This is a genomic window from Actinoplanes sp. NPDC051851, assembly GCF_040681165.1.
In the GTDB taxonomy this organism is placed as follows: domain Bacteria; phylum Actinomycetota; class Actinomycetes; order Mycobacteriales; family Micromonosporaceae; genus Actinoplanes.
Map to the genome: position 1 here is coordinate 1 of NZ_JBFAYF010000010.1, position 24,842 is coordinate 24,842.

The 24,842-nt window shown below is 69.4% G+C and carries 16 protein-coding genes and 1 pseudogene; 10 read left to right on the top strand and 7 right to left on the bottom strand.

Annotation, left to right across the window (positions count from 1 at the left end; translation table 11 throughout):
- Positions 1 to 162 precede the first annotated feature (162 nt).
- A complete protein-coding gene (locus tag AB0M08_RS12585; protein WP_364492125.1) occupies positions 163 to 1,194 on the bottom strand; it encodes a substrate-binding domain-containing protein in 1,032 nt (343 codons plus the stop codon).
- Between the two features lie 133 nt (positions 1,195 to 1,327).
- On the opposite strand from AB0M08_RS12585, the gene AB0M08_RS12590 reads away from it, so the two are divergent.
- Genes AB0M08_RS12590 through AB0M08_RS12605 form a run of 4 tightly spaced genes read left to right on the top strand, consistent with a single transcriptional unit; the run spans position 1,328 to position 7,611 of the window.
- Positions 1,328 to 3,625 carry a glycoside hydrolase family 3 N-terminal domain-containing protein gene (locus AB0M08_RS12590; protein ID WP_364492127.1) on the top strand — a complete coding sequence of 766 codons (2,298 nt, stop codon included), beginning with the start codon at positions 1,328 to 1,330 and terminating at the stop codon, positions 3,623 to 3,625.
- 4 nt (positions 3,626 to 3,629) lie between these two features.
- Positions 3,630 to 4,877, top strand: a complete 1,248-nt coding sequence (locus AB0M08_RS12595) for an MFS transporter (RefSeq protein WP_364492129.1) — start codon at positions 3,630 to 3,632, stop codon at positions 4,875 to 4,877.
- Positions 4,878 to 4,889: 12 nt separating this feature from the next.
- Positions 4,890 to 6,974 (top strand): beta-galactosidase, encoded by a 2,085-nt coding sequence (locus AB0M08_RS12600; protein ID WP_364492131.1) that lies wholly within the window; start codon positions 4,890 to 4,892, stop codon positions 6,972 to 6,974.
- 16 nt (positions 6,975 to 6,990) lie between these two features.
- Positions 6,991 to 7,611 carry a DUF2461 domain-containing protein gene (locus tag AB0M08_RS12605; protein WP_364492133.1) on the top strand — a complete coding sequence of 207 codons (621 nt, stop codon included), beginning with the start codon at positions 6,991 to 6,993 and terminating at the stop codon, positions 7,609 to 7,611.
- A gap of 64 nt (positions 7,612 to 7,675) precedes the next feature.
- Here the strand turns inward: AB0M08_RS12605 and AB0M08_RS12610 are convergent, their stop codons facing one another.
- From AB0M08_RS12610 to AB0M08_RS12625, 4 genes are read right to left on the bottom strand one after another with little or no spacing between them, the layout of a single operon-like run.
- Entirely contained in the window at positions 7,676 to 9,223 is a 1,548-nt protein-coding gene (locus tag AB0M08_RS12610; protein WP_364492135.1) for a HAMP domain-containing sensor histidine kinase, read from the bottom strand.
- The gene (locus AB0M08_RS12615) at positions 9,220 to 10,026 is read right to left on the bottom strand and encodes a response regulator transcription factor (RefSeq protein ID WP_364492137.1); all 807 of its coding nucleotides are present in this window, start codon (positions 10,024 to 10,026) and stop codon (positions 9,220 to 9,222) included. The genes AB0M08_RS12610 and AB0M08_RS12615 overlap by 4 nt, the downstream gene beginning before the upstream one ends.
- Positions 10,023 to 12,416: a glycosyltransferase family 39 protein gene (locus tag AB0M08_RS12620; protein ID WP_364492139.1), complete on the bottom strand. Its 2,394-nt coding sequence runs from the start codon at positions 12,414 to 12,416 to the stop codon at positions 10,023 to 10,025. Before AB0M08_RS12620 ends, AB0M08_RS12615 begins: the two co-directional genes overlap by 4 nt.
- A 24-nt stretch (positions 12,417 to 12,440) precedes the next feature.
- Positions 12,441 to 13,685: a glycosyltransferase gene (locus AB0M08_RS12625; RefSeq protein ID WP_364492141.1), complete on the bottom strand. Its 1,245-nt coding sequence runs from the start codon at positions 13,683 to 13,685 to the stop codon at positions 12,441 to 12,443.
- Positions 13,686 to 13,895: 210 nt separating this feature from the next.
- Between AB0M08_RS12625 and AB0M08_RS12630 the strand changes: the two genes are divergently transcribed.
- The 6 genes and pseudogenes from AB0M08_RS12630 (at position 13,896) to AB0M08_RS12655 (ending at position 21,475) form a co-directional block, all read left to right on the top strand.
- Entirely contained in the window at positions 13,896 to 14,666 is a 771-nt protein-coding gene (locus AB0M08_RS12630) for an SDR family oxidoreductase (protein ID WP_364492143.1), read from the top strand.
- A 504-nt stretch (positions 14,667 to 15,170) separates the two neighbouring features.
- Entirely contained in the window at positions 15,171 to 16,400 is a 1,230-nt protein-coding gene (locus tag AB0M08_RS12635) for a sensor domain-containing protein (protein WP_364492145.1), read from the top strand.
- The gene (locus AB0M08_RS12640; protein WP_364492147.1) at positions 16,388 to 17,032 is read left to right on the top strand and encodes a response regulator transcription factor; all 645 of its coding nucleotides are present in this window, start codon (positions 16,388 to 16,390) and stop codon (positions 17,030 to 17,032) included. Before AB0M08_RS12635 ends, AB0M08_RS12640 begins: the two co-directional genes overlap by 13 nt.
- Before the next feature lie 195 nt (positions 17,033 to 17,227).
- A pseudogene (ftsZ, locus tag AB0M08_RS12645) lies at positions 17,228 to 18,139 on the top strand (cell division protein FtsZ); the annotation flags it as partial.
- A 580-nt stretch (positions 18,140 to 18,719) separates the two neighbouring features.
- Positions 18,720 to 20,243: a cellulase family glycosylhydrolase gene (locus AB0M08_RS12650; protein ID WP_364492149.1), complete on the top strand. Its 1,524-nt coding sequence runs from the start codon at positions 18,720 to 18,722 to the stop codon at positions 20,241 to 20,243.
- Between the two features lie 413 nt (positions 20,244 to 20,656).
- Complete coding sequence (locus tag AB0M08_RS12655) at positions 20,657 to 21,475, top strand: hypothetical protein (protein WP_364492151.1); 819 nt, start codon at positions 20,657 to 20,659, stop codon at positions 21,473 to 21,475.
- A gap of 705 nt (positions 21,476 to 22,180) precedes the next feature.
- On the opposite strand, the gene AB0M08_RS12660 is transcribed toward AB0M08_RS12655, so the two are convergent.
- Positions 22,181 to 23,182 (bottom strand): hypothetical protein, encoded by a 1,002-nt coding sequence (locus AB0M08_RS12660; RefSeq protein ID WP_364492153.1) that lies wholly within the window; start codon positions 23,180 to 23,182, stop codon positions 22,181 to 22,183.
- A 247-nt stretch (positions 23,183 to 23,429) separates the two neighbouring features.
- The gene (locus AB0M08_RS12665; RefSeq protein ID WP_364492155.1) at positions 23,430 to 24,629 is read right to left on the bottom strand and encodes an LCP family protein; all 1,200 of its coding nucleotides are present in this window, start codon (positions 24,627 to 24,629) and stop codon (positions 23,430 to 23,432) included.
- Positions 24,630 to 24,842 lie beyond the last annotated feature (213 nt).

Here is a 24,842-nt window from a genome sequence, read left to right on the forward strand (position 1 = left end):
CCGGGGTGTCTGACGCGGAGCGAGACACCCCGGAGCGCCAGCCAGAAACCGCGACCGGCGCGCCGCCCACCGGGAGCCCCGCGGGGGCGGCAGCCGGTGCCACGGCGGGAGCAGCCGGTGCCACGGCGGGAGCAGCCGGTGCCACGGCGGGAGGAGCCGGTGCTACGGCGGGGGCGGGGCGGTCGTCTCGCGGGTGATCAGCGTGGTGGAGAGGCGGATCTGGCGGGAGACCGGGTCGATGCCCGCGGACATCTGGAGCAGCGTCTTCAGGGCCAGGTCGCCGATGCCGTGCATCGGGGTGCGCACCGTGGTCAGCAGGTGGGTGGAGGCGGCGATCGCGGCGTACGTGTCGTCGTACCCCACCACCGACACGTCGCGCGGGACCGAGAGCCCCAGCTGGTACGCCACCCGGATCACGCTGAGCGCGTCGCCGTCGGTGGCCGCGAAGACCGCCGTCGGCCGGGCACCCGGCGGCAACGCGAGCATCGGCCCGACCGCGCGCTCCGAGCTGCCCATCCCCTCCTGCGACACCAGCCGGGGGTCGACGGTCACCCCGGCGGTCTCCAGCACCTCCCGGTAACCGCCGAACCTCTCCCGCAACCCCGCGTTGTCCGGCTCCCCGCCGACGAACGCGATCCGCCGGTGGCCCAGCGACAGCAGGTGCTGGGCCGCCTGCATGCCGCCCACCCAGTGGTGTGAGCCGATGCTCACCACCGAGCCGTCCAGCGCGTTCGGCGGGTCCACCGCCACCAGCGGCAACCCGGCCGAGGCGCAGGCGGCGACCACCGCGTCGCCGATGCGGGTGGTGACCACGAGCAGTCCGGTGTGCCCCTTGGCCGCGATCCGGTGGACGTACGCCGGATCGAACGGTTTCGCGGGCCGCCCGCTCGGGTTCGGGGCGAGCGCGCTGGTCACCAGGTCGACGCCGGCGGAGTCGGCCGCGTCGATCGCGCCCTCGAGGACCTTCAGCGAGTAGAGGTTGACCAGCGTGTCGAAGACCGCGGTGACCGTCCGGCCGGGGACCGGCGGGGTGGTGGTCAGGCTGTAGTCGAGCTCGCGCATCGCCTCCTCGACCCGCCGCCGGGTGGACGCGGAGATGCCGGGCCGGTGGTTGAGCACCTTGCTGGCGGTGGCCTTGGAGACGCCGGCGTGGGCGGCCACCTCGTCGAGCGTCGCGCGCCGCTGGCGGGTCATGCCGCGAGGGTAAACCCAACGAAACTGTTTCCACAACATACCCGGGCCCGATGACCATTGACGCGCAGGTCACACCGCCTTAAGGTCCAGGAAACTTGCGAAACATTGCGAAACAGTTTCGAAAGGCAACACCATGGCCGATCTCTGGCGTGACCCCACCCGTACCGTCGCCGAGCGCGTCGAGGCCCTTCTCGCCACGATGACCCTCGAGCAGAAGCTGGCCCAGCTCGGCAGCTACTGGCCCCGGGAGGAGGAGAAACAGCAGGACCCGGAGGGGGACGTGGCGCCGCTCGCGCACGCCATGCGCCCGCTGCACGACGACTTCGAGAGTGCGATCGAGAACGGTCTCGGGCACATCACCCGCGCGTTCGGCTCGGGCGAGGTGACCCCGGAGCGGGGCACCGCCCAGGTCCGGGAGATGCAGGCGCGGATCGCCGCCCGTTCGGAGATCCCGGCGATCGTCCACGAGGAGTGCCTCACCGGGTTCACCACCCTCGGGGCGACGGTCTACCCCTCCTCGCTCGGGTCGGCGGCCACCTTCGACCCCGAGCTCGTCCGGGAGATGGGTGCCGCGATCGGGCGGGACATGCGCGCGGTCGGCGTCCACCAGGGGCTCGCGCCGGTGATGGACGTGGTCCGCGACTACCGCTGGGGACGGGTCGAGGAGACCATGGGCGAGGATCCGTACCTGGTCGGGACGCTCGGGACGGCGTACGTCGCGGGCCTGGAGCGGGCCGGGATCGTGGCGACGCTCAAGCACTTCGCGGGCTATTCGGCGTCGCGGGCGGGGCGCAACCACGCCCCGGTGCCGATGGGGCGGCGCGAGCTGGAGGACGTGATCCTGCCGCCGTTCGAGATGGCGATCCGCGAGGGCGGGGCCCGCTCGGTGATGAACTCCTACGCCGATCTCGACGGGGTGCCCGCCGGGGCCAGCGAGTTCCTGCTGACCGAGGTCCTCCGGGATCGATGGGGGTTCACCGGCACGGTCGTCTCCGACTACTGGACCATCCCGTTCCTGGAGATGATGCACCGGCTCGCCGCGGATCGGGCGGGTGCCGGTGCCGCCGCGCTGCGGGCCGGGATCGACGTCGAGCTGCCCGACACCGACGGTTTCGGCCGACTGGTTCCGCTTATCAATTCCGGTCAACTTCCCCTGGTGTACGTCGATCGGGCCGCCCGCCGGGTCCTCGCCCAGAAGATCGAGCTGGGCCTGCTCGACCCGGGCTGGCAGCCGGTGCCGGACGAGCCCGTCGACCTGGACGGCCCGGGCAACCGGGAGATCGCCCGGCGGCTGGCCGAGGAGTCGGTGGTGCTGCTCGCCAACGACGGCGTCCTGCCGTTGACTTCCCCGAAAACCATCTCGTTGACCGGGCCGACGGCGGATCAGGCGCGCAGTTTCCTCGGGTGCTACTCGTTCCCGAACCACATTCTCGCGCGGACCAGTGACACCGAGAACGGCATTCCGATCGCCTCGCTCCGTGACGCTCTCGCCGAGGCGCTGCCTTTTGAGCGGATCGAGTACACCGACGGCGTACCTCTGAAGGATCTTGATCGAAGTGGCCTGGAGGCCGCGGCAGCGAGCGCATCCGCGGCGGACCTGGCGATCGTGGCCGTCGGAGACATGGCCGGGCTGTTCGGGCGCGGGACGTCGGGCGAGGGGTGCGACGCGCAGGACCTGCGGTTGCCGGGCGCGCAGGCCGATCTCGTGGAGGCCGTGCTGGCGACCGGAACGCCGACCGTGCTCGTGGTCATTTCCGGACGGCCCTACGCGCTCGGAGCGTTCGCGGATCGATGCGCGGCGATCGTCCAGGCCTTCATGCCGGGCGCCGAGGGTGGTGCCGCGATCGCCGGGGTGCTCACCGGGCGGGTGACGCCGAGCGGACGGCTACCGGTCGGTGTGCCCCGCCTGAGCGGCGGGCAACCGGGCACCTACCTCGCGCCGATCCTCGGGCGCGGCGACTACCCGGTGTCGAACCTGGACCCGACCGCGCTGTTCCCCTTCGGTCACGGCCTCTCCTACACCACCTTCGCGTACGAGACGATCGAGCTGGACCGCACGGCGATCGACGCCGAGGGCACGGTCGGCGTGACCGTCACCGTGCGCAACACCGGTGAGCGGGACGCCGACGAAGTGATACAGCTCTATCTCACCGACGACGTCGCCCAGGTGGCGCGGCCGGTCCGCGAGCTGGCCGGCTACCGGCGGGTCCGGATCGCCGCCGGGGCGACCGCGCGGGTCACGTTCGCGCTGCACGCCGAGCGGACCAGCTTCACCGGTCTCGACGGGCAGCGCCTGATCGAGGCCGGCACCTTCACCGTCGCGAGCGGCCCGTCCAGCGAGGACCTGCCGCTGAGCGCGACCTTCACGATCACCGGGAGCCGGGCCGTCACCGGCGCCCGGGTGCTGACCACCCCCACCTCGATCGGGTAGCGGAATGACCACCACTCTCAGTGATGAACAGCAGGCCACCAACCGTTTCGACTGGCGGCTCGCCGCCGGGCTCTTCCTCGCCGCGGTCCTCTGGATCGGGCCCTACATCGGCGCGATCGGCGTGGTCGTGCCCGCCCTGGCGGAGAAGGTCGCCCCGGACGACAAGGTCTCGGTCGTCGCCACCGCCGCGCTGATCGGCGCGCTGCTCTCGCTCTTCTCCAACATCGTCTTCGGGGCGCTGTCGGACATCACCCGGTCCCGCTTCGGCCGGCGCGCGCCGTGGATCGTGCTGGGCTCGGTGCTCAGCTTCGTCGGCATGTACTTTCTCAGTCAGGCGAGCAGCGCGGGCGCGCTGATCTTCTGGTGGTGCTTCTACATCCTGTTCCTGAACGCGATCATCGCGCCGATGGTGGCGGTGATCTCGGACCGGGTGCCGGAGAAGCACCGGGGCACGATCTCCTCGCTGTACGGCGCGGGCATGGTGCTCGGCGCGTCGCTCGCCCAGATCATCGGTTCGCGGTATGTCGGGGATCCGGGCGCGGGCCTGTTCCTCTTCGCGGTGATCTCGCTGGTCTCCGGGCCGCTCTTCGTCCTGCTCTCTCCGGACAGATCGAACCTCGACGTCGTTTCTCAAAAGCTCAGCGGAAAGGCGCTGCTGCACAACTTCAGCTTTCCGCGGCGCGGCGCCCGGGACTTCTACTTCGCGCTCTCCGGCAAGTTCCTGCTGCAGGCCGGGATGTACGCGATCACCAACTACCAGCTCTACATCCTCACCGACTACATCGGGCTCAGTTCGGCGAAGGCGGCCGGGATCATCGCGACCTCGGCGACGATTCAGCTGGTCACCTCGCTGATCTGCGGGTTCGGGTCGGGACCGCTCTCGGACAGGGCCGGGCGCCGCAAGCCGTTCGTGATCGGCAGCGCGCTCTTCGTCGCGGCCGGCCTGATCGTGCCGTTCCTCTTCCCGACCGCGTGGGGCATGCTCGTCTTCGCGCTGCTCGCCGGGATCGGCAACGGCGCGTACGCCTCGGTCGATCAGGCGCTCAACATCGAGGTTCTGCCGGACAAGGCCACGGCGGCCAAGGATCTCGGCATCCTGAACATGGCGAACTCGGGCGGTCAGATGCTCGGGCCACTGGTCACCTCGGTGATCGTCGGGGTGGCGGGCGGCTACCGTCCCGTCTTCCTGGTGGCCTTCCTGATTTTGATCGTCTCCGCACTGCTCATCAAGCCCATCCGCGGCGTACGGTAAAGAGGTTTTTTCGTGACTTACACTCCGCCGCAGGTGCTCTTCGGTGCGGCCTACTACCACGAGTACCAGCCCACGCCGCGGCTCAAGGAAGACTTCGCCGCGATGAAGGAGGCCGGCTTCACGGTGATCCGGATCGGCGAGTCGGTCTGGTCGACGTGGGAGCCCTCCGACGGCGTGTTCGACCTGGAGTGGATCACCCCGGTGCTCGACGAGGCGCAGGCGTCGGGGATATCCGTCATCCTCGGCACGCCGACCTACGCGATCCCGCCGTGGCTCCAGCGCCGCTACCCCGAGATCAACGCGGACATCGCCACCGGCCGCCCGTTCGGCTGGGGCATGCGCCAGGAGATCGACGTGACGCACGCGGCGTTCCGCTTCCACGCGGAGCGGGTGGTCCGGCAGATCCTCTCCCGGCATGCCGATCATCCGGCGATCATCGGCTTCCAGGTGGACAACGAGCCCGGCGCCTGGATCCTGCACAACCACGGCGTCTTCGAGCAGTTCCGTGATCACCTGCGGACGCGATACGGCACCGTCGACGCGCTCAACGAGGCCTGGGGTCTCACCTACTGGTCGCACCGGCTCAGCGACTGGTCGGACCTGTGGCGGCCGGACGCCAACTCGCTCCCGCAGTACGACCTCGCGTGGCGGCTGTTCCAGGGCGAGTTGCTCACCGAGTACATGTCCTGGCAGACGAGCATCGTCACCGAATATGCCGGGGACCGGTTCGTGACCACGTGCATGTCGTACACCCGGCCGACCATCCGGGACGACGCGCTGGGGCAGCTCTTCTCCGTCACCGCGGGGAACCCGTACTACAAGGCGCAGGACGCGCTGACACTTCCGGACACCGAGGTCAAGCAGCAGACCTGGTGGACGCAGGGCACCTGGGCGCTGTACCAGAGCGCGGACTGGATCTACGGCACCCGGCACGAGCCGTTCCTGGTCACCGAGGTGGGCGCCCAGTCGATCGGGTTCTCCTCGATGAACCACTCGGCCTACCCCGGCCAGCGCCGCCAGGGTGTCTGGGCACTGATCTCCCGTGGCGCCCAGATGATCGAGTACTGGCACTGGCACACGCTGCACTTCGGCCCGGAGACATACTGGGGTGGCGTCCTCCCGCACAGCCAGAAGCCGGGGCGGACGTACCGGGAGATCGCCGCGATCGGCGCCGAACTCGGGCGCCTCGGTGACCGGATCGTCGGGCTGCGGCCGGACGCGCAGGTCGGCATCCTCTTCGACCACGCCAGCAAGTGGTCGCTGGAGAAGTGGGGCTTCCTGCCCCGCCCCGGCGACGGCATGCCGATCGAGGACTCCTACTCCCCCACGGTCGAGGCGTTCGCCCGCGGCGCGTTCGACGCGGGCCTGCAGAGCCGGGTCTTCCACGCGTCGCTGCTCACCGATCACGATCCGGCGGCGGTCGCCGCCGAGATCCCCGTCTTCGTCGCGGCCGGCTACTACGTCGCCGACGATGCGGTGGTCGACTGGCTTCTCCGGTACGCCGCGGCGGGCGGCCACCTGATCATCGGCCCGCGCACGGCGTACGCCGACGTCGAGGCGCGCGCCCGGCTCGAGGTGGCCCCGGGTGCCGGGCTGTCCGCGGCGGCCGGCGCGTTCTACGACGAGTACTGCAACCTGGACGCCCCGGTGCCGGTGGTCGGCGTCGATCCCTCGTTCACCGCGCCCGAGGACGCCGCCGCCCAGCTCTGGATCGAGAACTACACGGCCACCGACGCCGAGGTGATCGCCCGCTACGAGCACCCGTTCCACGGTTCGTACGCCGCGGTGACGTCACGCGTTGTCGGTTCCGGCCGCATCACCACCGCCGGCCTGATCCCGAACCCGCAGCTCGGCGCGGCCCTGCTCACCTGGGCCGCGGGGCCGGACGCGGCGGCCTGGCAGCTCCCGGCACCGAGCGTACGGGTCCACTCCGCGGTCAACCAGCACGGCGAGCGCCTCTGGGTGGTGCAGAACTGGTCGTGGGACACGGTCACCGTCCCGGTCCCGTTCGACGCGACCGACCTGCACTCGGGAGAGAAGGTGGCATCCCTGGAGCTGGGTTCCTGGGATGTCCGGGTCCTGGTGACCCCGGTCTGAGGACGATAATCGCCGTGTGACGTTCAGCGGCTGGCCGGTCGAGGCCCTCGAGTTCTACGAGGGCCTCGCCGCCGACAACTCGAAGACCTACTGGACCGCGCACCTGGAGTTCTACGAATCCCGGGTGCGCGGCCCCATGCTGGAACTGCTCACCGCCCTGGAACCCGAGTTCGGGCCCGGCAAGATCTTCCGGCCCTATCGCGACGTACGGTTCAGTAAGGACAAGTCGCCGTACAAGACGCACCTGGGCGCGTGGATCGAGTCCGGCTGCTACGTCCAGCTCTCCGCCGACGGCCTGGCCGCCGGTTCCGGGCTCTACCAGATGTCGCCCGAGCAGCTCGACCGCTACCGCACCGCGATCCTCAACGACCTGACCGGCCCGGAGCTCTCCGTCGTTATCGCCGACATCGAGAAGGCCGGCATCGCGGTGCACGGCCACGGCAGCCTGAAGACCGCGCCGCGCGGCTATCCGAAGGACCATCCCCGGGTCGAGCTGCTCCGCCACAAGGGATTGACCACGTGGAAGGAGTGGCCGCCGGCCGAGTGGCTCGGCACGCCCCGGGCGCAGACCGAGATCCTGGAGTTCCTCCGCGCCAGCCTGCCCCTGCGCGACTGGCTGGACCAGAACGCGCGTTAGCTGGTCGCCTTCTCGATCACCGTCACCACCTCGGCCGCCGTGTCGATCCGGGCGTAGGCGCGGCTCATTCAGCGGCAAGAGGCAGGACCAGGCGAAACGTGCAGCCAGCGCCGGGACGGGTGTCGAGTTCAAGACGGCCACCGTGCGCCTGGGCGATCGATGTGGCGATAGCCAGCCCCAAGCCGGTGCCACCGGCGTCGCCGGAGCGGGACGGATCGGTCCGATAGAACCGCTCGAACACCCGGATGGCGTCACCCGCCTCCAGCCCGAGTCCATGATCGGCGACTTCGACGACGGCAACCGGTGTACCAGGCGGCAGAGCCGGCGTCGCGCTGAACCGATCGACCGGGTCGGAAGCAACCACGGCGCGGCCGACGCGTACATGAACCGGGTTTCCGGGCGGAGTGTGGATCAGCGCGTTGGTCAGGAGATTCGTGAGCACCTGCCGAAGGCGGTCGGCGTCACCGACGGCGTGTACCCGCTCCAGCGCCCCCGTCCCGGAAAGCCGCTCCAACCGGACCGGGCGTTCCAACCCTTCCTGTCGCCGCCCCCTCTTCTCCTGCTTTTCCGGGCCTTCCCAGCCTTCTGTTCTTTCTGTTCTTTCTGGTCTTTCTGGGTATTTCGGCACGCGCGGGGCGACCGCCGGAATGACGTCGGCAGCGAGTGCGAGCAGGTCGACGGGGTGGCGATGCTGATCCGGCTCGCGGTCCACCTCGGCAAGCAGCAGCAGGTCGTCGACGAGCCGGGACATCCGGGCGGCGTTCTCCGCGACGAGCTGATCGGCCTCACGGCGGGCCTCCGCGTCCGGCTGGGCACGCAGGGTGAGCTGGGCGAACCCCTGAATCGTGGTGAGCGGGGTGCGCAGTTCGTGCCCGGCGTCCGCGACGAACCGGCGTAGCCGCTGCTCGGAGGCCTCCCGGTCATCGAGCGCGGACTGGAGCTGGTCGAGCATGGTATTGAGAACCGCACCCAGCCGGCCGATCTCGGTAGCCGGATCGGTGTCCCGCGCCCGGGCGTCCAGGTCCCCCGCCGTGATCTCCCTCGCCGTACGCTCCATCCGCCACAACGGCCGCAACCCCAGCCGCACCACCCAGTGACCGATGACGATCAGCGCAATCAACAGCGCCGCCAGGACACCCGTGTCGAGCGCGATCAGCCGCGCGGTGGCCCCGTCCACGGTGTCCAGGGGCAGACAGACGACGAACACGGCACCGTCCGCAGCGGTATCCCGGCGAACCCGCCACCGGTCGTCGCCGCTCACCGCCCCGACGGTGGCGGGGCGGCCTTCGGGAAGGGTCAGCTCCGCGACGGTATCCGGCAGATCGGGCGTAGGCGTGGGACCGGACCCGACGACACCTCGCCGTTCCCCATCCGCGGCATAGACCACGATCCGGAAGTCCGAGGGCAACGACATCCCGGGCGGCGGCCCGAATTCGACCACGGCAACCGACCGCGGCACCGGAAACCCGTCCAGCTGGTCATCAACCTGCCGCAGCAGCCACGACCGAAGAACCTGCACCCCGATCGCCTCGGTGACGAGAACCGCGATCACGGCGAGTGCAACGGTCCCCCAGAGAAGCCGCCCGCGCAGCGACCGGGGCCGCCCGATCACGGCCCTCTCCCCGACTGTCCCTCCGGCTCTCCCCGTTCCCCCAGCTTCCCCCGTTCCCCCGGGTCTCCAGGGTTTCCAGGGTTTCCCCGCGGTTTTCCTCCCGAGTCGTGCAGGCGGTAGCCGATCCCCCGAACCGTGTGCAGCATCGGAGCACCGAGGCGATCGACCTTGCGGCGGAGGTACCGAACGTAGGTGTCCACAATCCCGGGATCACCGTCGAAGTCGTACCCCCAGACATCCTGAACGATCTGCTCCCGGGTCAGCACCTGTTCGGGGTGCCGCAGGAGGTACTCCAACAGCCGGTACTCGGTCGGCGTGAGCGGAATCTGCCGCCCGGCCCGGTGCGCGCTGTGGGCATGCGGGTCAAGCGCGAGATCCGCGTACTGCAGCGGCCCCTCGACCGGATGCAGCCGCCCGAGAATGGCCCGGATCCGCAGCAGCAGCTCCTCCACGTTGAACGGCTTGGTCACATAGTCGTCCCCACCCGCACGCAGCCCGGCAAGCCGATCAACGGTCTGCGCGCGAGCGGTCAGAAACAGCACCGGGGTGTCCCGCCCCGCCTCCCGCAGCGCCCGGGTGAACGCGATACCGTCGATATCAGGCAACATCACGTCCACCACCAGCAGATGCGGCTCGAACCGCTCAAGCTCCCGCCGCGCCGCCCGCGCGTCTGGCGCATCCCGCACGTCATACCCGACCAGCTTGACCGTCGAGCTGAGCAGCGCCCGAATCCCGGGATCATCCTCGACAACCAGAATCCGCTGCCGGGCGAGAGCGGAGACACCCTCGGGCACCGCGATCACTGCGTAGGCGCGCAATCGTAGAGATTGCTCGACACAGCCGTCACCACCGTGCAGTTAGCAGCAACCCACTCGGACCGGGCGGTCGCAGCTCCCCCGCCCATCCCGCCGAAGCCCCCACCGCCGAAGCCCTCACCGCGCCCATCGCCACCGCCGCCCTCGCCGCTGCCGCTGTCGCCGTTGCTACCGGTGCCCGTGCTGCCGGTGCCCGTGCTGCCGGTGCCGGTGCTGCCGGTGCCCGTGCTGCCGCTGGTGCCGGTGCCGGTTTCGCCGCCGCTGCCACGACCGCTGCCGGTACCGCTGGCCAGGACGAAACGCAGGCGACCACTGGAAGTCCACGCCTGCAACTGGTTCACCGACGGAGCATCATCGCTTCCCATGAACCCTCCCATGCCGATCACCACGGCGTCGCTGTTCAGGATGTAGGAGGAGGTGGCATTAGCGCCGCCCTCCACAGCGAGCTTGATCTCCGCCGTCCCAGAGTTCTTCGTTGCGTAATCCAGTACCTTCTGCTGCTCGCTGGTAAGCGAGTCGCCCCCACCGAAGCCGCCCCCACCACGACCGCCACCGCCGGCCCCACCGTCGCCGCCCCCGCCGTCGCCCTCGCCGCCGTCGCCCCCGCCGCCCCCACCAGCGCCGAAGCCGCCACCGCCGCCGGTGAAGCTCCCATTGGGGAATTCACCACTCCCGCCACCAGGGAACGTGCCGCCACGACCCCGGCCGCCCCCACCCCCGAAGCCGGTGCTCGCGGGCCCGGCGCTGGGGTTGGCACCGCCCATCGCCCCACCGCCGGACGCCGTCACGGACACGGACCACACCGTCGGCGCCGCCAGCACAGCGAGCACCCCGGTCAGCAACGCGACGATCGCCACCCGCCGCCTCAGCAGAGTGACCACCAGCGCCACCACCGCGACGACCCCGAGCCCGATGACCACCCAGCGCAGCCACCCGTTCCACGAGGTGTCCCGGGCGACCACCACGTAGGCCCAGCCCGCCGTGACCGCCACACCGACCACGCCCACCGCCAGCGGCCACTTCACCGCACCGGCTCGGTGCGCCCGGACCAGCGCGGTCACGAGTCCACCCACGAGCGCCCCGATCGCCGGCCCGAGCTGCGTCGTGTAGTACGGATGGAAGATCCCCTCCTGGGTCGAGAACACCGCCGCACACACCACGAGCCAGGTCCCCCAGAGAACCCACCCCGACGCGGCCAGCCGCTCCCCCACCGCGACACCACGCCGCCGCAGCAATCCGATCACCACCGCCACCACCAGCGCGATCCCGCTCAGTGGTAACAGCCAACTGATCTGTCCGGCCACCTGCTCGTTGAACAGCCGCCCGAACCCCGCCGCACCCCCGAACGAGATCCCGCCGCCGCCCCCACCGCCGCCGCCGTTCCCACCGCCACCGAAGCCGCCGCCGTTACCGCCGCCCTCGCCGAAGATCCGCCCGAGCCCGTTGTACCCGATCACCAGGTCCCACGCGCCACCGTCGGTACTGCCGCCGATGTACGGCCGCTCCCCGGGCCAGAGCGCCACCAACACGACCCACCAGAGCGACGACCCCACCAGCACCACCGCGGTGAGTCCCAACTGCCAGAGCCGCTTCGGCCACGGCGCCCGCGACCCGACCAGCCAGGCCGCCGCGAACGCCGGGATCACCATCCAGGCCGCGAGCATCTTGGTCAGGAACCCGACCCCGATCAGGAATCCGGAGAGCACCAACCAGAACGTCGACGAACCACCCCACCGCAGCGCCTTCTCACGCAGCGTCGCTCTCTCCCCCGGCGTCGCCGTCTCACCCGGACTCGCCGTCCCACCCGGACTCGCCGTCCCACCCGGGCTGGGCGCCTCGCCGGGTGCGGGAGCCTCGCTCGAGGTAACCGCTTCGCCCCGCGCCACGTTCTCGCTCCGCAGGGCACGGGTCAGCGCGTAGGCGGCCGCCACCAGGGTCAGCACCAGGAGGCTGTCCGGGTTGTTGTCCCTGGTGATGGCCACGGTGATCGGCGTCATCGCAGCCACCAGCGCCGCTATCAGCGCCGCCCCTTCACCCGCCCAGCGGCGTACCGTCCGGTGCAGCAGGAGGACGGTCAACAGCGCCTCGATCACCTGTGGGAGCACCATCGCCCAGCCGTGCAGCCCGAAGACCTTAGTGCTGATCACCTGCGGCCACAGCGCCGCGGGTGGCTTGTCCACCGTGATCACGCCGGCCGGGTCGTACGCCCCGAACAGGAAATTCGTCCAGCTCCGGCCCATCGACTTGACCGCGGCCGAGTAGAACGAATTCGCCCAGCCGAGGGAGGTAAGCGCCCAGCCATAGAGCACAGCGGCACCGATCAGAATCGCCGTGAGTGCGATCGGACCGCGGCGGACGGCGATGGTCGTGACAGTCATAGGAGTCTTCACTCTCCAGCGGGATCATGCAGGGCGGCGGAAGACGACACTGCGCAGGACGACGAAGCGGATGACGGTGACCAGCAGCGACGCGGCCACCAGCACGAGGGTCTCGCCCCACACCGCGGCAGCCGGTTCGAGCTCGCGGAAGAGCAGCACCGCCCCCGAGGTGACCAGGTAGCCGATCAGAAACAGCACTCCGGCACCGAGATGGGCCCTGCCCGCCTTGGTACCCGACCCACGGAAGGTCAGCCGCCGGGTGGCCTCAGTGCTGAGGACGGTCAGCACCGCGAGCGAGACGAAGGTCGCGACGGCGGGCGGCCACCAGGTGCGCAGCAGCCAGTAGAGCAATGCCTGCCCGATGGTGCACGCCGCGCCGACGGTGATGAAGCACCCGACCTCCCACAGCAACCGAGCACGTCCGTCGTCCGCCGCGAGCACCGCGTCGGGATGTTCCGAGCGCGGCGCGGGCCGTTCCGGCACCGCGATGCGTGCCTCCCCGGAGGCTTTCATCCTCGCGATCCGCAGCAGTCCACGTACGTCTTCCGTGGCCGTACGAACCACATCGACCCGGGTGTCCACGTCCTCCACCCAGTCCACCGGCACCTCGTGGATCCGCAGCCCGTTGTGCTCGGCGAGCAGCAACAACTCGGTGTCGAAGAACCACGCGTCGTCCGTGGTCCTAGCCAGCAGCGGCCGCAGCACCTCGGTCCGCGCCGCCTTGAACCCGCACTGTGCGTCGCTGAACCGGCTCCCGTGACTCAGCCGGATCATCGCGTTGTAGCAACGGGAGATCACCTCACGCCGTGGACCGCGTATCGTCCGCGAACCGGGTGCCAGCCGGCTCCCGATCGCCAGATCCGAGTGTCCGCTCGCCAACGGGGCGAGCAACGGCAGGAGCCCATCCAGTCCGGTCGACAGGTCGACGTCCATGTAGGCCACGATGTCGGCGCTGCTCGCTCCCCACACCGTCCGCAGCGCGAGCCCTCGCCCCTTGCGGTCCAGGTGCACCACGTCGACCTGTGGAAGCTCTTTCGCCAATTCGTTCGCAACCCGGAGGGTCCCGTCCGTGCTGGCGTTGTCCGCGATCACGATGCGCCACGGGAACGGCAGGTCATCCCGCAGGCGAGCGTGCAGTGTCCGGACGCACCCCGGCAGCGCCCGCTCCTCGTTGTACACCGGAAGGACGATCTCCACAGCAGGCGCCGCCCGTGACACTGTGCCGCCGCTGGCTTCCCCGCTACTGCGAGGGGCTGAGGTCGCGGTCATGTTCTCCTCATCCGGGTCGGTTGCGAGATTCGCCGACTCTGACCGTTTCGGCCCGAAAATCCGGGGGAGAAACCTGGGAGGAACCTGAGTGTCCACAGCTCCGAGCCAGCCTGGAAGCACGAGGCATCGCTCGCCTGTAACCCAGAACACAGACATGGCCCCTCCAGAAACCCGTTGTTCAGTCCTCCGCCAGTCCCGGACGATCCGGAGATGGCAACCCTCACATCCCGTTCCCGTCCGGTCGCGCTCGTCACCGGAGTCGGCCGGACGGTCGGTATCGGCGCCGGCATCGCCACCCGCCTGGCCGCCTCCGGCTGGGACATCGCCTTCACCTACTGGAACCCCTACGACGAGCGGATGACCTGGGGCATCGAGCCGGATGGCACCGAGGCCATCACAAGGACGCTCACCGATCAGGGCGCCACGGTCACCACCGTCGAGGCGGACCTCACCGACACCTCCGCGCCCGCGACGATCTACCACGAGACCGAACAGCGCCTCGGCCCGGTCACCGCCCTCGTGATGTGCCACTGCGAGTCGGTCAACTCCGGCCTGCTGGACACCACGATCGAGAGCTTCGACCGCCACTTCGCCGTCAACGCCCGCGCCACCTGGCTCCTGATCCGCGAACACGCCCGCCGCTTCAGCGGCCCCCACGGCGACGGACGCGTCATCGCTCTGACCAGCGACCACACCGTCGGCAACCTCCCGTACGGCGCGAGCAAAGGCGCCCTCGACCGCATCACCCTGGCCGCCGCCCGGGAGCTCGCCTACCTCGGCATCACCGCCAATGTCATCAACCCCGGCCCGATCGACACCGGCTGGATGACCGACAGCATCCGCGAAAGCGGCATCCGACAGACTCCTCTCGGCCGCCTCGGCACCCCACAGGACACCGCTCATCTCGTCGACTTCCTGTGCTCGCCACAGGGTCAGTGGATCAACGGCCAGCTACTCATGAGCAACGGCGGATTCGCTTGACCACCTGCCAACCGCTGGAACCGCCGACCTGCCCGCATGCCTCTTCAGCCACCCGGCGCCACTCGCCCGGCAGCCCGCCCGACGACGCCACCCGACCACCCTGCCGCCCGACAACGCCACCCGGCCACCCGGCTGCCCGGCTGCCCGGCCACCCAGCTGCCCGGCTGCCCGGCTGCCCGGGAAGCGTCAGGGACAGAACACGCCCGTGAGAGCCTGGAGAAGGCGTCACTCACATCGGGAGCCAGCGGCTCGTCCACGTTGCCGCGCTGATCGCGGCCGGGATCCAACACGTTGGCCACGAACACGAGCTGCCGTGTCGCGTCCACGCTGGTCACCGTCTGCATGTCCGCTCCTCAACTCGGTGGATGTCTGCCGATGAGTCTGGTCGTTGGCGGGCCTCGAATCGACCATGCAGTCCCCCGTCTTGGTTGCCGGGTTATCCCGGCATCAAGTCGGGGGCTGACCGGCTGTCCGGCCTCGCCGCGATCGGCCATCCTGGATCGCATGCGACGGTTGTCATACTCCCTGATCGGGCTTCCCCTGGGCCTTCTCGGCCTGCTCTACGTGGCGGTCACCGTGCTGGCGGGGTCCGTTCTCTCCCTCACCGCGATCGGGCTGCCGTTCCTGGCGGCCGGGGTCCGGGGCGCCCGTCTACTCGGCCGGCTCCATCATGGACTCGCCAGACGCCTGCTCGGGGTGACCTCGATCGGCCCGGCACCACCACGTCGGAGCAGTGGGTTCACCGATTGGGTCAAGGTCGGGCTGACCGATCGCGCCGGCTGGCAGGCGGTCGTCTATCTCATCCTCAAGGCACCGATCGGTCTGCTCGCGGCGGCGATCTCCATCTTCTTCTATGGGTACGGCCTTGCCGCGCTCTCCTATCCGGTCTGGTGGCGATTCATCCCCGCCCAGCCCGACAAGACGGGTGTACCGCGCAGCGGGCTCCCCCTGCCGGGTGACATCTTCCTCGACACGTGGACTCTCGCGCTCCTCGCGTCCGTCGTGGGAGCCGCGATGCTGCTGGCCGGGCCGATGGTGCTCCAGGTTGTCCTGTCGCTCGACCGCCTCGCCATCGCGGGGTTGCTCGGACCGGGCACACTGCGCGACCGGGTCCGCGAGCTGGAGCAGACCCGCGCGTTCGCCGTGCAGGACTCCGCCGCCGCTCTGCGCCGCATCGAGCGTGACCTGCATGATGGAGCGCAGGCCCGGCTGGTGGCGATGGCCATGAATCTCGGCGCGGCCAAGGAACAGCTGGACCAGTCCGGAGCCGATCCGAAGGCCCTCGAGCTCGTCGACTACGCGCACCGGGACGCGAAGGAGGCTCTCGTCGAGCTACGGAACCTGGCCCGGGGCATCCATCCACCGATCCTGGACAACGGGCTCGACGACGCCCTCGCCACCCTGGTCGCCCGCAGCCGGGTCCCGGTGGACCTGACGGTCTCCCTCACGGAACGGCCGGCGCAGGCGGTGGAGAGCATCGCCTACTACTGCGTCGCGGAGCTACTCACCAACGTCGCCAAACACAGCCGCGCGGATCGCGCCGCGATCAGTGTCGACCAGCGAGACGGCGCCCTGCACCTGAGGGTCGCCGACCACGGCCAGGGTGGAGCCGAGCCCCGGGGTGGACTCGCCGGGCTGGCCGAGCGGGTGCGTACGGTCGACGGCCGGCTCGCCATCAGCAGCCCGGCCGGCGGCCCGACCATAGTGACCGTGGAGCTCCCATGCGCATCGTGATCGCCGAGGACGCCGCCGTGCTCCGCGACGGCATGTCGCACGTCCTGACCTTACGCGGACATGAGGTGGCGGCCGCCGTGGCCACCGCCGACGATCTGCTCACCGCCGTCGCCGAGCACCGGCCCGACGTGGCGATCGCCGACATCCGGATGCCGCCGACCCACACCGACGAGGGCCTGCGGGCGGCGATCACGATCCGCCGGGATCACCCGGAGACCGGGGTGCTCGTCTTCTCGCAGTACATCGAGACCCGCTACGCCGCCGATCTGCTGGCCGGCGGCGCGCAGAAGGTCGGCTACCTGCTCAAGGACAGGGTCGCCGACGTCGGCGACTTCATCGACGCGCTCACCCGGGTCGCCGCCGGAGGTACGGTGCTCGACCCCGACGTGGTCACCCAGATGTTCGCGGTCACTCGCCGGGCCGACGGGCTGCGTGACCTGACCGATCGTGAACATGACGTCCTGGCGCTGATGGCCGAGGGCCGGTCGAACACCGCGATCGCCGAGCAGCTCTCCCTCGCCGGCACCTCCGTCGAGAAGCACATCACCCGCATCTTCAGCAAGCTCCGCCTGGAGGCCACCACGAGCAGTCACCGCCGGGTCCTAGCCGTCCTCCACTACCTGCGCTCATGACTCACGAAACACCGGGTCATGCCCACATCGTCCCGATCCCTGCTCCGTTGTAGACGCGTGGGCTCTCTCATGAAAAATGTAGTGAAAAGTCACGACCGGCGGTGCCGCTGAGTCATGTGGGGGACCCAGTGGCAGGATGTCCGGGTGCAGGGCGAGTTCAACACCGGGGGCGGAAGCGTTCCCGGCCATCTACCAGTGATCAAGGTCGTCGGTGTGGGCGGGGGCGGCGTGAACGCCGTGAACCGCATGATCGAAGCGGGGCTCTGGGGCGTCGAGTTCATCGCGATCAACACCGATGCGCAGGCCCTTCTGATGAGCGACGCGGACGTGAAACTCGACGTCGGCCGCGAGTTGACCCGAGGGCTGGGCGCCGGCGCGCGGCCGGAGGTCGGCCAGAGAGCGGCGGAGGACCATCGCCACGAGATCGTGGAGGTGCTCCAGGGCTCCGACATGGTCTTTGTGACCTGTGGCGAGGGCGGCGGTACCGGGACGGGCGCCGCTCCCGTGGTGGCGAACGTCGCCCGCGAGCTCGGAGCGCTGACCATCGGCGTGGTCACCCGGCCGTTCGCGTTCGAGGGCAAACGCCGGCAGGTGCAGGCGAGCGCCGGGATCAGTGAGTTGCGCGCTCAGTGCGACACGCTGATCGTGATCCCGAACGACCGGCTGCTCGCGCTCGGTGACCGCCGGATCAGCATGATGGACGCGTTCCGGAACGCCGACCAGGTGCTGTTCTCCGGCGTTCAGGGCATCACCGAGTTGATCACCACGCCCGGGTTGATCAACTTGGACTTCGCCGACGTGCGCAGCGTCATGACCGATGCCGGCAGCGCGCTGATGGGCATCGGCCGGGCGAGCGGGCCCGACCGGGCGGTCAAGGCCGCGGAGCGGGCGATCTCCAGCCCGCTGCTGGAACAGGACATGGACGGCGCCCGCGGCGTACTGCTCTCCATCGCCGGCGGTACCGATCTAGGCCTGTTCGAGATCAATGACGCGGCGAGGCTGGTCACCGACGCGGCTCACCCGGACGCGAACATCATCTTCGGCACCGTCATCGACGACACGCTGGGCGACGAGGTCCGCGTCACCGTCATCGCGGCCGGCTTCGACCGCGCCGACGACGAGTATCGCGACACCCACACAGCCCGAAAGAACCACACAGCCCAGAAAAGCCACACTGCCCAGAGGAACTACGCGGCCCAGAACAGCCACGAGACCCGGAACAGCCACGAGACCGGAGACACCCGCAGAACCCGCGATTGCCAGGACGCGGAGCAGAACATCAACCCGCCAACACCCGGAACAAATCCGGACAAATACCTAAATATACTGACACCCTACATGCCCAACAGCACAACGAACCCCAACAGCACAAGGAACCCCAACAGCACAGCGAACCCCAACAGCACGCCGAGCCCCGACAGCCCGCCAGATCCCCACAGCCCGCCGAAGCACCACACCGACCACTCACCCCACGGCGCCACGACAGAGCCCGGCCACGCCCCGAAAACCCAGAACCCCAGCTCAACCGGCCCGGCCGAGGAGATGGACGACGTCGACGTACCCGATTTCCTGAAGAACTAGATCAAAATGAAGACCTAGATTGATCCGCGCTGGGAGCGCTCCCGTACTACCGCCTGCCACCACTGAACGGTGCACGCGACGGCTCCCATAGAAGGCGCAGGCTCCAATGTACAGATCGCGGTTCAACAGGTCTCGCACCCAGGCACGCCGTTGGCAGATCGGCGCGGTAGCCGGCGTCACCGTCCTCATCGTCGGCGTCGGCCTGGGCGTCGCCTCGGCGAGCGAGAACGACGAGAGCGAGAACGCGAGCAGCGCGGTCCCGACCGTCAACTGTCCCGAGGTGACGATCGGCGTCGCGGTCCCGGCGCAGCAGCAGGCCGACGTACAGCGGAATCTGGAACTGCTCAACACGCAGATCGACGAGGCCAACAAGCGGATCGTCAGCACCCAGGGGCAGGGTGGCGCGAACTTCATCCAGAACGCGATCCTCGGCCCGCTGGAGGACAAGCGCTTCGCCACGATCCAGCGCATCGAGACCGCGATCGCCCGCAACGCCGCCCGCCCGGACCTGAACGCCGAGGGCCTCGCGCCGTGCACGCTCAACGAGAACGGCGAGGACTCGGCGGAGCAGCCGACCGAGGCACCGAGCACCACGGCGCCGACGACCGCGGCCCCCGCGGAGAGCGAGAACGTCGCAGCCCCGGAGGAGAGCGAGACGACGGAACCGGCAGCGACGGAGCCCGCCGCCGAGGGCGACACCCCGGTGGCCAAGAACGGTCAGCTCAGCGTCTGCGGCGTCCAGCTCTGCAACGCGTCCGGCACCGCGATCCAGCTGCGTGGCATGAGCAGTCACGGCCTCCAGTTCTTCCCGAACTGCGTCAACGCGAACTCCCTCGACGCGATCCGCAACGACTGGAACGCCGACTTCATCCGCCTCAGCATGTACGTGCAGGAGGGCGGCCTGGAGACCGACCCCGAGGGCTTCACCGCCAAGGTCAACGGGCTGGTCGACGAGGCCACCAAGCTCGGCCTCTACGCGATCGTGGACTTCCACATCCTCACTCCGGGTGACCCCAACAAGAACCTCGCGCTCGCCAAGACGTTCTTCGCCGACGTCACCGCCGCGCACAAGAACAACGACAACGTCATCTACGAGATCGCCAACGAGCCGAACGGCGTCAGCTGGGACGGCATCAAGACCTACGCTGACCAGGTCATTCCGGTGATCCGCGCGAATTCGCCGGAGAGCGTGGTGCTCGTCGGCACCCGCGGCTTCTCCTCGCTCGGCCTCACCGACGGCGCCGACGAGAACGAGATCCTCGCCGACCCGGTCGACTTCGAGAACGTCATGTACACGTTCCACTTCTACGCGGCGTCACACGGTGCCGACCGTCGCGCCGTCGTCAAGCGCGCGGCCGCCAAGCTCCCGATCTTCGTCAGCGAGTTCGGCACCCAGACCTTCACCGGCGACGGCACCAACGACTTCGCCAGCACCACGGAGTGGCTCGACCTGCTGAAGAGCCTCAAGATCAGCTACGGCATGTGGAGCCTCTCCGACGGCAACGAGACCAACTCGGCCTTCGTGAAGGGCACCTGCGCCGGCACCGACTTCACCGGCACCGCCGTCCTGACCGAAGCCGGTCGCTACATCCGCAGCCGCATCCTCACCGGCGTCGGCAGCCCCGACTAAGACCTCCATCCCCCACCCCGGTCCGGCTCGGCGTTCCTCCGCCGAGCCGGACCTTTTTCACGTACGACCCCAGACCAGGCGTCCACCCGTCCACACCGTCGACGCGGCAACCCACGCACAGCGAACGCCCAGCGGACGCCCCGCACGCGCGTCCCCTCACCGCCCGTGACACCCAGGGGCACTCCGAACACGTGGCGCCCCTCACCCGCTGTCACCGATTCTCCGCTCGCCACGCTCAACAGGACCTGTTCGGCGACCCGAAAACCAGCAGATCTAACGCTCCGTGATGTCGCCCGTCTTGACGAAGCGTAGTTTTTCCGTCATGCTGGATAAGTCCGATTCGCCAGACATGCCTGATGAGAGCGCCCACCCCTTCCCCCAGGGCTCGCAGCAGGCGAAGGAGTTCCCCACCCATGAGCTACGCCCTCGACGCCGACATCGTCCGTACGCGCTGCCTCACCGCTCTGGCCGAGCACCCCTCCACGAACCGTTTCGTCGCCCTCGCCATCGGCCCCACCGACCCGATGGCCGACGTGGCGCGCACCGTGGAGCGGATCGTCTTCGAGGCGTCGTTCGAGCTCGACGAGGCGACCATGCTCAAGGAGTACGGCCCGTACGAGGAGCAGAGCTTCTTCTTCCTGGTGATCGACCGCGAGACCGGCATGCCCGCCGGAGCCGCCCGTGCCATCGACGGCGGCGGCAAGACCCTGGACGACGCCCCCAAGCTCCTCAACACCGAGCTGTCCGAAATCGTCGACTACCACCACATGCACGACGGCGGCCGCATCTGGGACTACGCGACTCTCGCGGTCCTGCCCGCCTACCGCTCCGACCGGAACAGCCTGACGGTCAGCGGCATGCTCTACCGCACCTTCATCAACGCCGGCCACCTGCGCGGCGTCCGCCACGTCGTCTGCATGCTCGACGGCGGCGCCTACCGCAACCTCAAGATGCTTGGCGTACGATTCATCCCGATGGTCGGTTCCGAGCCCTTCGACTACCTGGGCTCCCCGGAGAACCGGGCCCTCTACATCCCGCTCGACGACATCGCCGCCTCGATGGCCGACCAGGCCGAGCTCCTCAGCCGGCCCGAGGTCCCCGACGCCAACGGCCGCCGCCGCCCCGGGCTGCGCCGCATCACCGCCCGCCTGGCCACCCAGGTCTCCTCCGGCCTCGACCTCGACCCCCACATCGAGATGGCCGCCATCGAGCGCCGCCGCCAGCCCCGCTGACACGGCCCACCCACATACGCCCCTCACGCGCGCCCAGCTCAACCGCGCCCAGCTCAACCGCGCCCAGCGCGATCACGGACCGCTCATAGGGCCAGCCCGGCAATCCCGGCTGGCCACCACGGTCGTATCAACACCCCCGATACACCGCTCACCGCCAGCCCGGCGACCCCGGCTGGCCGCCACGGCCGCATCCGCACCCCCGATACGGCCGCCGCACCCAGCCGGCCCGCTCCGGCGAGATCTCCGCACTGGACGCGCCCGTTGATACAGCGATGAGGGCCAGCCCGACCACAGGGCCGGCCCTCATCGCTGTTCCCCGCCCGGCAGGAACGACAGGCAGGGCCGGACAGGACAGACGGACTGAGCAGGGCGGGCAAAGCGAGGCAGCACGGGCGGGGCAGGCAGGACGGGCGGGGGCAGGCAGGACGGGCGGGGCAGGGCGGGCTGGGCAGGGCGGGCTGGGCAGGGCGGGCTGGGCAGGGCGGGCTGGGCAGGGCGGGCTGGGCAGGGCGGGCTGGGCAGGGCGGGCTGGGTGGCTGGCGCTGAGGGGTCTATCGCCAGCCTCGACACACCCCTCAGCGCCAGCCAAGAAGCGCAACCGAGCCGCAGACAGCAAGCTCCGACCACAGCCGGCGGCCCAACAGCCCGGCGGGACGGCGGGAACGGGCGGCGGGAACGGGCGGCGGGAGCGGGCGGCGGGTGGGGTCAGCTGAGGGTGGCGGCCTGCATGTCGACGTTGCCACAGTTCGGGTTGAAGACGGCCGTCGCGGACCATGTCAGCGTCAGATTCGTGCCGGCGTTCGCGCGGAAGTCGATGTCGAAGCGGGCCGTGGTGATGTCCGACGGGTTGGTGAGGGCGCGCGTCTCCGACTCGCCGTCCAGGGTCACCGCGAGTTTGCCGGTCGCCATCCACACCCCGGCGTAGAGGCGCAGGTGCCGCGTGGTCGGCGAGGCCGGGACCCGCAGCGTGAACCCGGAGCCTTCGCCGCAGGAGTAGATGCCGGTGGGCGTACCGGAGACGGTGTCTGTGGGTTTGCCGTTGGACCAGGAGAACGTCTGCGGGTTGTTGGAATAGCGGCCTCGCGAGGTGCCGCCCAGATCGGTGATCACGGCGGTGCCGGAGCGGCGGTCGACCGAGGTGGAGCTGGTCAATCCCCAGTGGATCCAGTCCCGGGTGCCCTCCTCGGTGAGGTCGACGTCGGACGGGACCGAGGAGAGCCCGACCGACAGCGACGGCTCGATGCGGGGAACCGGGGGCGTGGTCGGCTTCCGCGAGGCCGGCCTGGTGGTGGCGGAGGGCGACGCCGAGGTCGCGGAGGGCGAGGGCTCGACCGAGACCGGAGGTGTCGACAGCGACCACGACTCGTCCGGGTCGCCGGTCCAGATCGGGCCCGGCTCGGCGACCGGGCTGGTCGCGCCCCGACTGTCGGTGCCGCCGCCGGCCAGCTGCGCGGCGACGATCACGGCGACCGTGGCTACCGCAGCGGCGAGGGCAAGGCGTTGCCATCGACGGGAGGCCCGATGGCGGCCCACCGGGACGTCGGCCGCGTCGGCAGCACCGGTGTCGGCGGACGGGAGCGCCGCAAGGGCGGAGACCGACGGCGTGGTCGGGGGTGGGGGTGGTGAGGCGTCCGGGGCGGAGTGGCGCGGGGCAAGCCAGCCACCGATGCGGAGTCGGCTGGAACTCTCGCTTCTCCGGTCCTCCACTCGGCCAACTCCCAACGTCGTCCCGATAAGAGCCCCGCGAGGTAAACCTGTTACCACTCTGTGCGTCGCCTAAGATACGTCCTGCACTCGATTCTGTCGATTACTCGCGAGTTGCCATGTTCTGAAGAGAAAGGGCGACATTGCCAGTAGTGACGACATTGTCACTGACGGAAATGGCCGGGACCCCCGAAGGAATCCCGGCCATATGCGGTACGCGTGAACGCTCAGGAACGGCGTACGGGAAGAATCAGGAACCGGTCTCGATCACCATCTCGGGGTGACCCAGCAGGAACTCCTCGACCTTGTCGTCGGCGGCCGCCTGGAAGAGTTCCTTGGTGACGTCGTTGATGCCCTCGCCGCCGCCGTTCGAGACGAAGCTGCCGCTGTTGGTCCGGATCGGCACCAGGTCGGCGGTGGCCATGTCCTTCAGCCCGTAGAAGAAGTCGGTGAGCTGCACACCGCCGGTGTCCATCTTCAGCGAGTTGCCGGCCGCCGAGACGAGCTTCGACACCTTGGAGAAGTTGGTCAGCACGCCGCTGCTGGTGGCCTTCTTCGCCATCGCGCGCAGCAGCTGCTGCTGGTGACGCTGACGGTCGTAGTCGCCGTTGGTGGAGTGCCGGATGCGGGAGTACTCCAGGGCCTCCCACGCCTTCATGTTCCGGCAGCCCTTCTTGAACCAGAGGGCGTTGCTCGGCGGGGAGGTCGGGTCGGCACCCTTGGCGTAGGTGACCTTGCCCTTGGAGTCGACGACGTAGTGGCTGGACCACATGTCCTGGTCGACGCACATGTACACGCCGCCGAGCGCCTCGAGGATGTCCTTGAAGCCGGAGAAGTCGATGACGATGACGCCGTTGAAGCTGATCCCGGTCAGCTGGTGCACGGTCTTGGCCGCGAGCGCCGCGCCACCCTCCCAGCCACCGCTGCCACGGGACCCGAAGTAGAAGGCCGCGTTGATCTTGTCGGTGGAACCGGCGTAGTCGGTCTTCTTGTACGCCGGGATGCTGACCTCGGTGTCCCGGGGGATCGAGATCATCTCGGCCTTGTCGTGCGTGGCCGGGATGTGCAGCACGATGATCGTGTCGGACCGGGAGCCCAGCCCGCTCGCCTCCCACCCGGTACGGGTGTCGAGGCCGAGCATCAGCAGGTTCAGCGCGCCGTCGGGCAGCTTGCCGCTGACGTTGGTCACGCCGACGCCGTCGGTGTCGCTCAGCACCGAGCTCGAGGTCTGGACCGTGTCGTTGACCTTGTCGAGGAGGTATTCGGCGGCGACACCGGTGCCCCCCGCGGCCACCAGAGTCACCGCGCCCAGCGAAGTGACCAGTTTGGCCCACAAAGGCGCCTTGGGGCCCTTGACCTTTTTGGGCTTCTTCGGACGCGCCTTCCCACCCTTGGGGGCCGGACCGTTCGCCAGAACCTGGCCAGCAGCCCGTTCGGGTGCCACTGTCATGCATGACTCCTCGACGATGAACGGCAAGGCGCGGCAGCCCCCGGAACGATGGTCTGCATCCAGCCCGCGGCGGGAAGAATAGTGAATCTATTTCAACGCCGATAGCCCGGGTTGCCCCCCTTGTTGAAGCTGTGAATGGCCTGAGACTTGCCGGACCAAAGGCTCACTAAAGCCACAAGAGTCGCGGCGGCGAGCCGAAGCGGGCCTCGCCGG

What these genes read in the sequence shown, in the direction of transcription:
- AB0M08_RS12585 (WP_364492125.1), bottom strand. Translation starts at nt 1,194, where the DNA reads ATGACCCGCCAGCGGCGCGCGACGCTCGACGAGGTGGCCGCCCACGCC.
- AB0M08_RS12590 (WP_364492127.1), top strand. Translation starts at nt 1,328, where the DNA reads ATGGCCGATCTCTGGCGTGACCCCACCCGTACCGTCGCCGAGCGCGTC.
- AB0M08_RS12595 (WP_364492129.1), top strand. Translation starts at nt 3,630, where the DNA reads ATGACCACCACTCTCAGTGATGAACAGCAGGCCACCAACCGTTTCGAC.
- AB0M08_RS12620 (WP_364492139.1), bottom strand. Translation starts at nt 12,416, where the DNA reads ATGACTGTCACGACCATCGCCGTCCGCCGCGGTCCGATCGCACTCACG.
- AB0M08_RS12625 (WP_364492141.1), bottom strand. Translation starts at nt 13,685, where the DNA reads ATGACCGCGACCTCAGCCCCTCGCAGTAGCGGGGAAGCCAGCGGCGGC.
- AB0M08_RS12630 (WP_364492143.1), top strand. Translation starts at nt 13,896, where the DNA reads ATGGCAACCCTCACATCCCGTTCCCGTCCGGTCGCGCTCGTCACCGGA.
- AB0M08_RS12635 (WP_364492145.1), top strand. Translation starts at nt 15,171, where the DNA reads ATGCGACGGTTGTCATACTCCCTGATCGGGCTTCCCCTGGGCCTTCTC.
- AB0M08_RS12640 (WP_364492147.1), top strand. Translation starts at nt 16,388, where the DNA reads ATGCGCATCGTGATCGCCGAGGACGCCGCCGTGCTCCGCGACGGCATG.
- AB0M08_RS12650 (WP_364492149.1), top strand. Translation starts at nt 18,720, where the DNA reads ATGTACAGATCGCGGTTCAACAGGTCTCGCACCCAGGCACGCCGTTGG.
- AB0M08_RS12655 (WP_364492151.1), top strand. Translation starts at nt 20,657, where the DNA reads ATGAGCTACGCCCTCGACGCCGACATCGTCCGTACGCGCTGCCTCACC.
- AB0M08_RS12665 (WP_364492155.1), bottom strand. Translation starts at nt 24,629, where the DNA reads ATGACAGTGGCACCCGAACGGGCTGCTGGCCAGGTTCTGGCGAACGGT.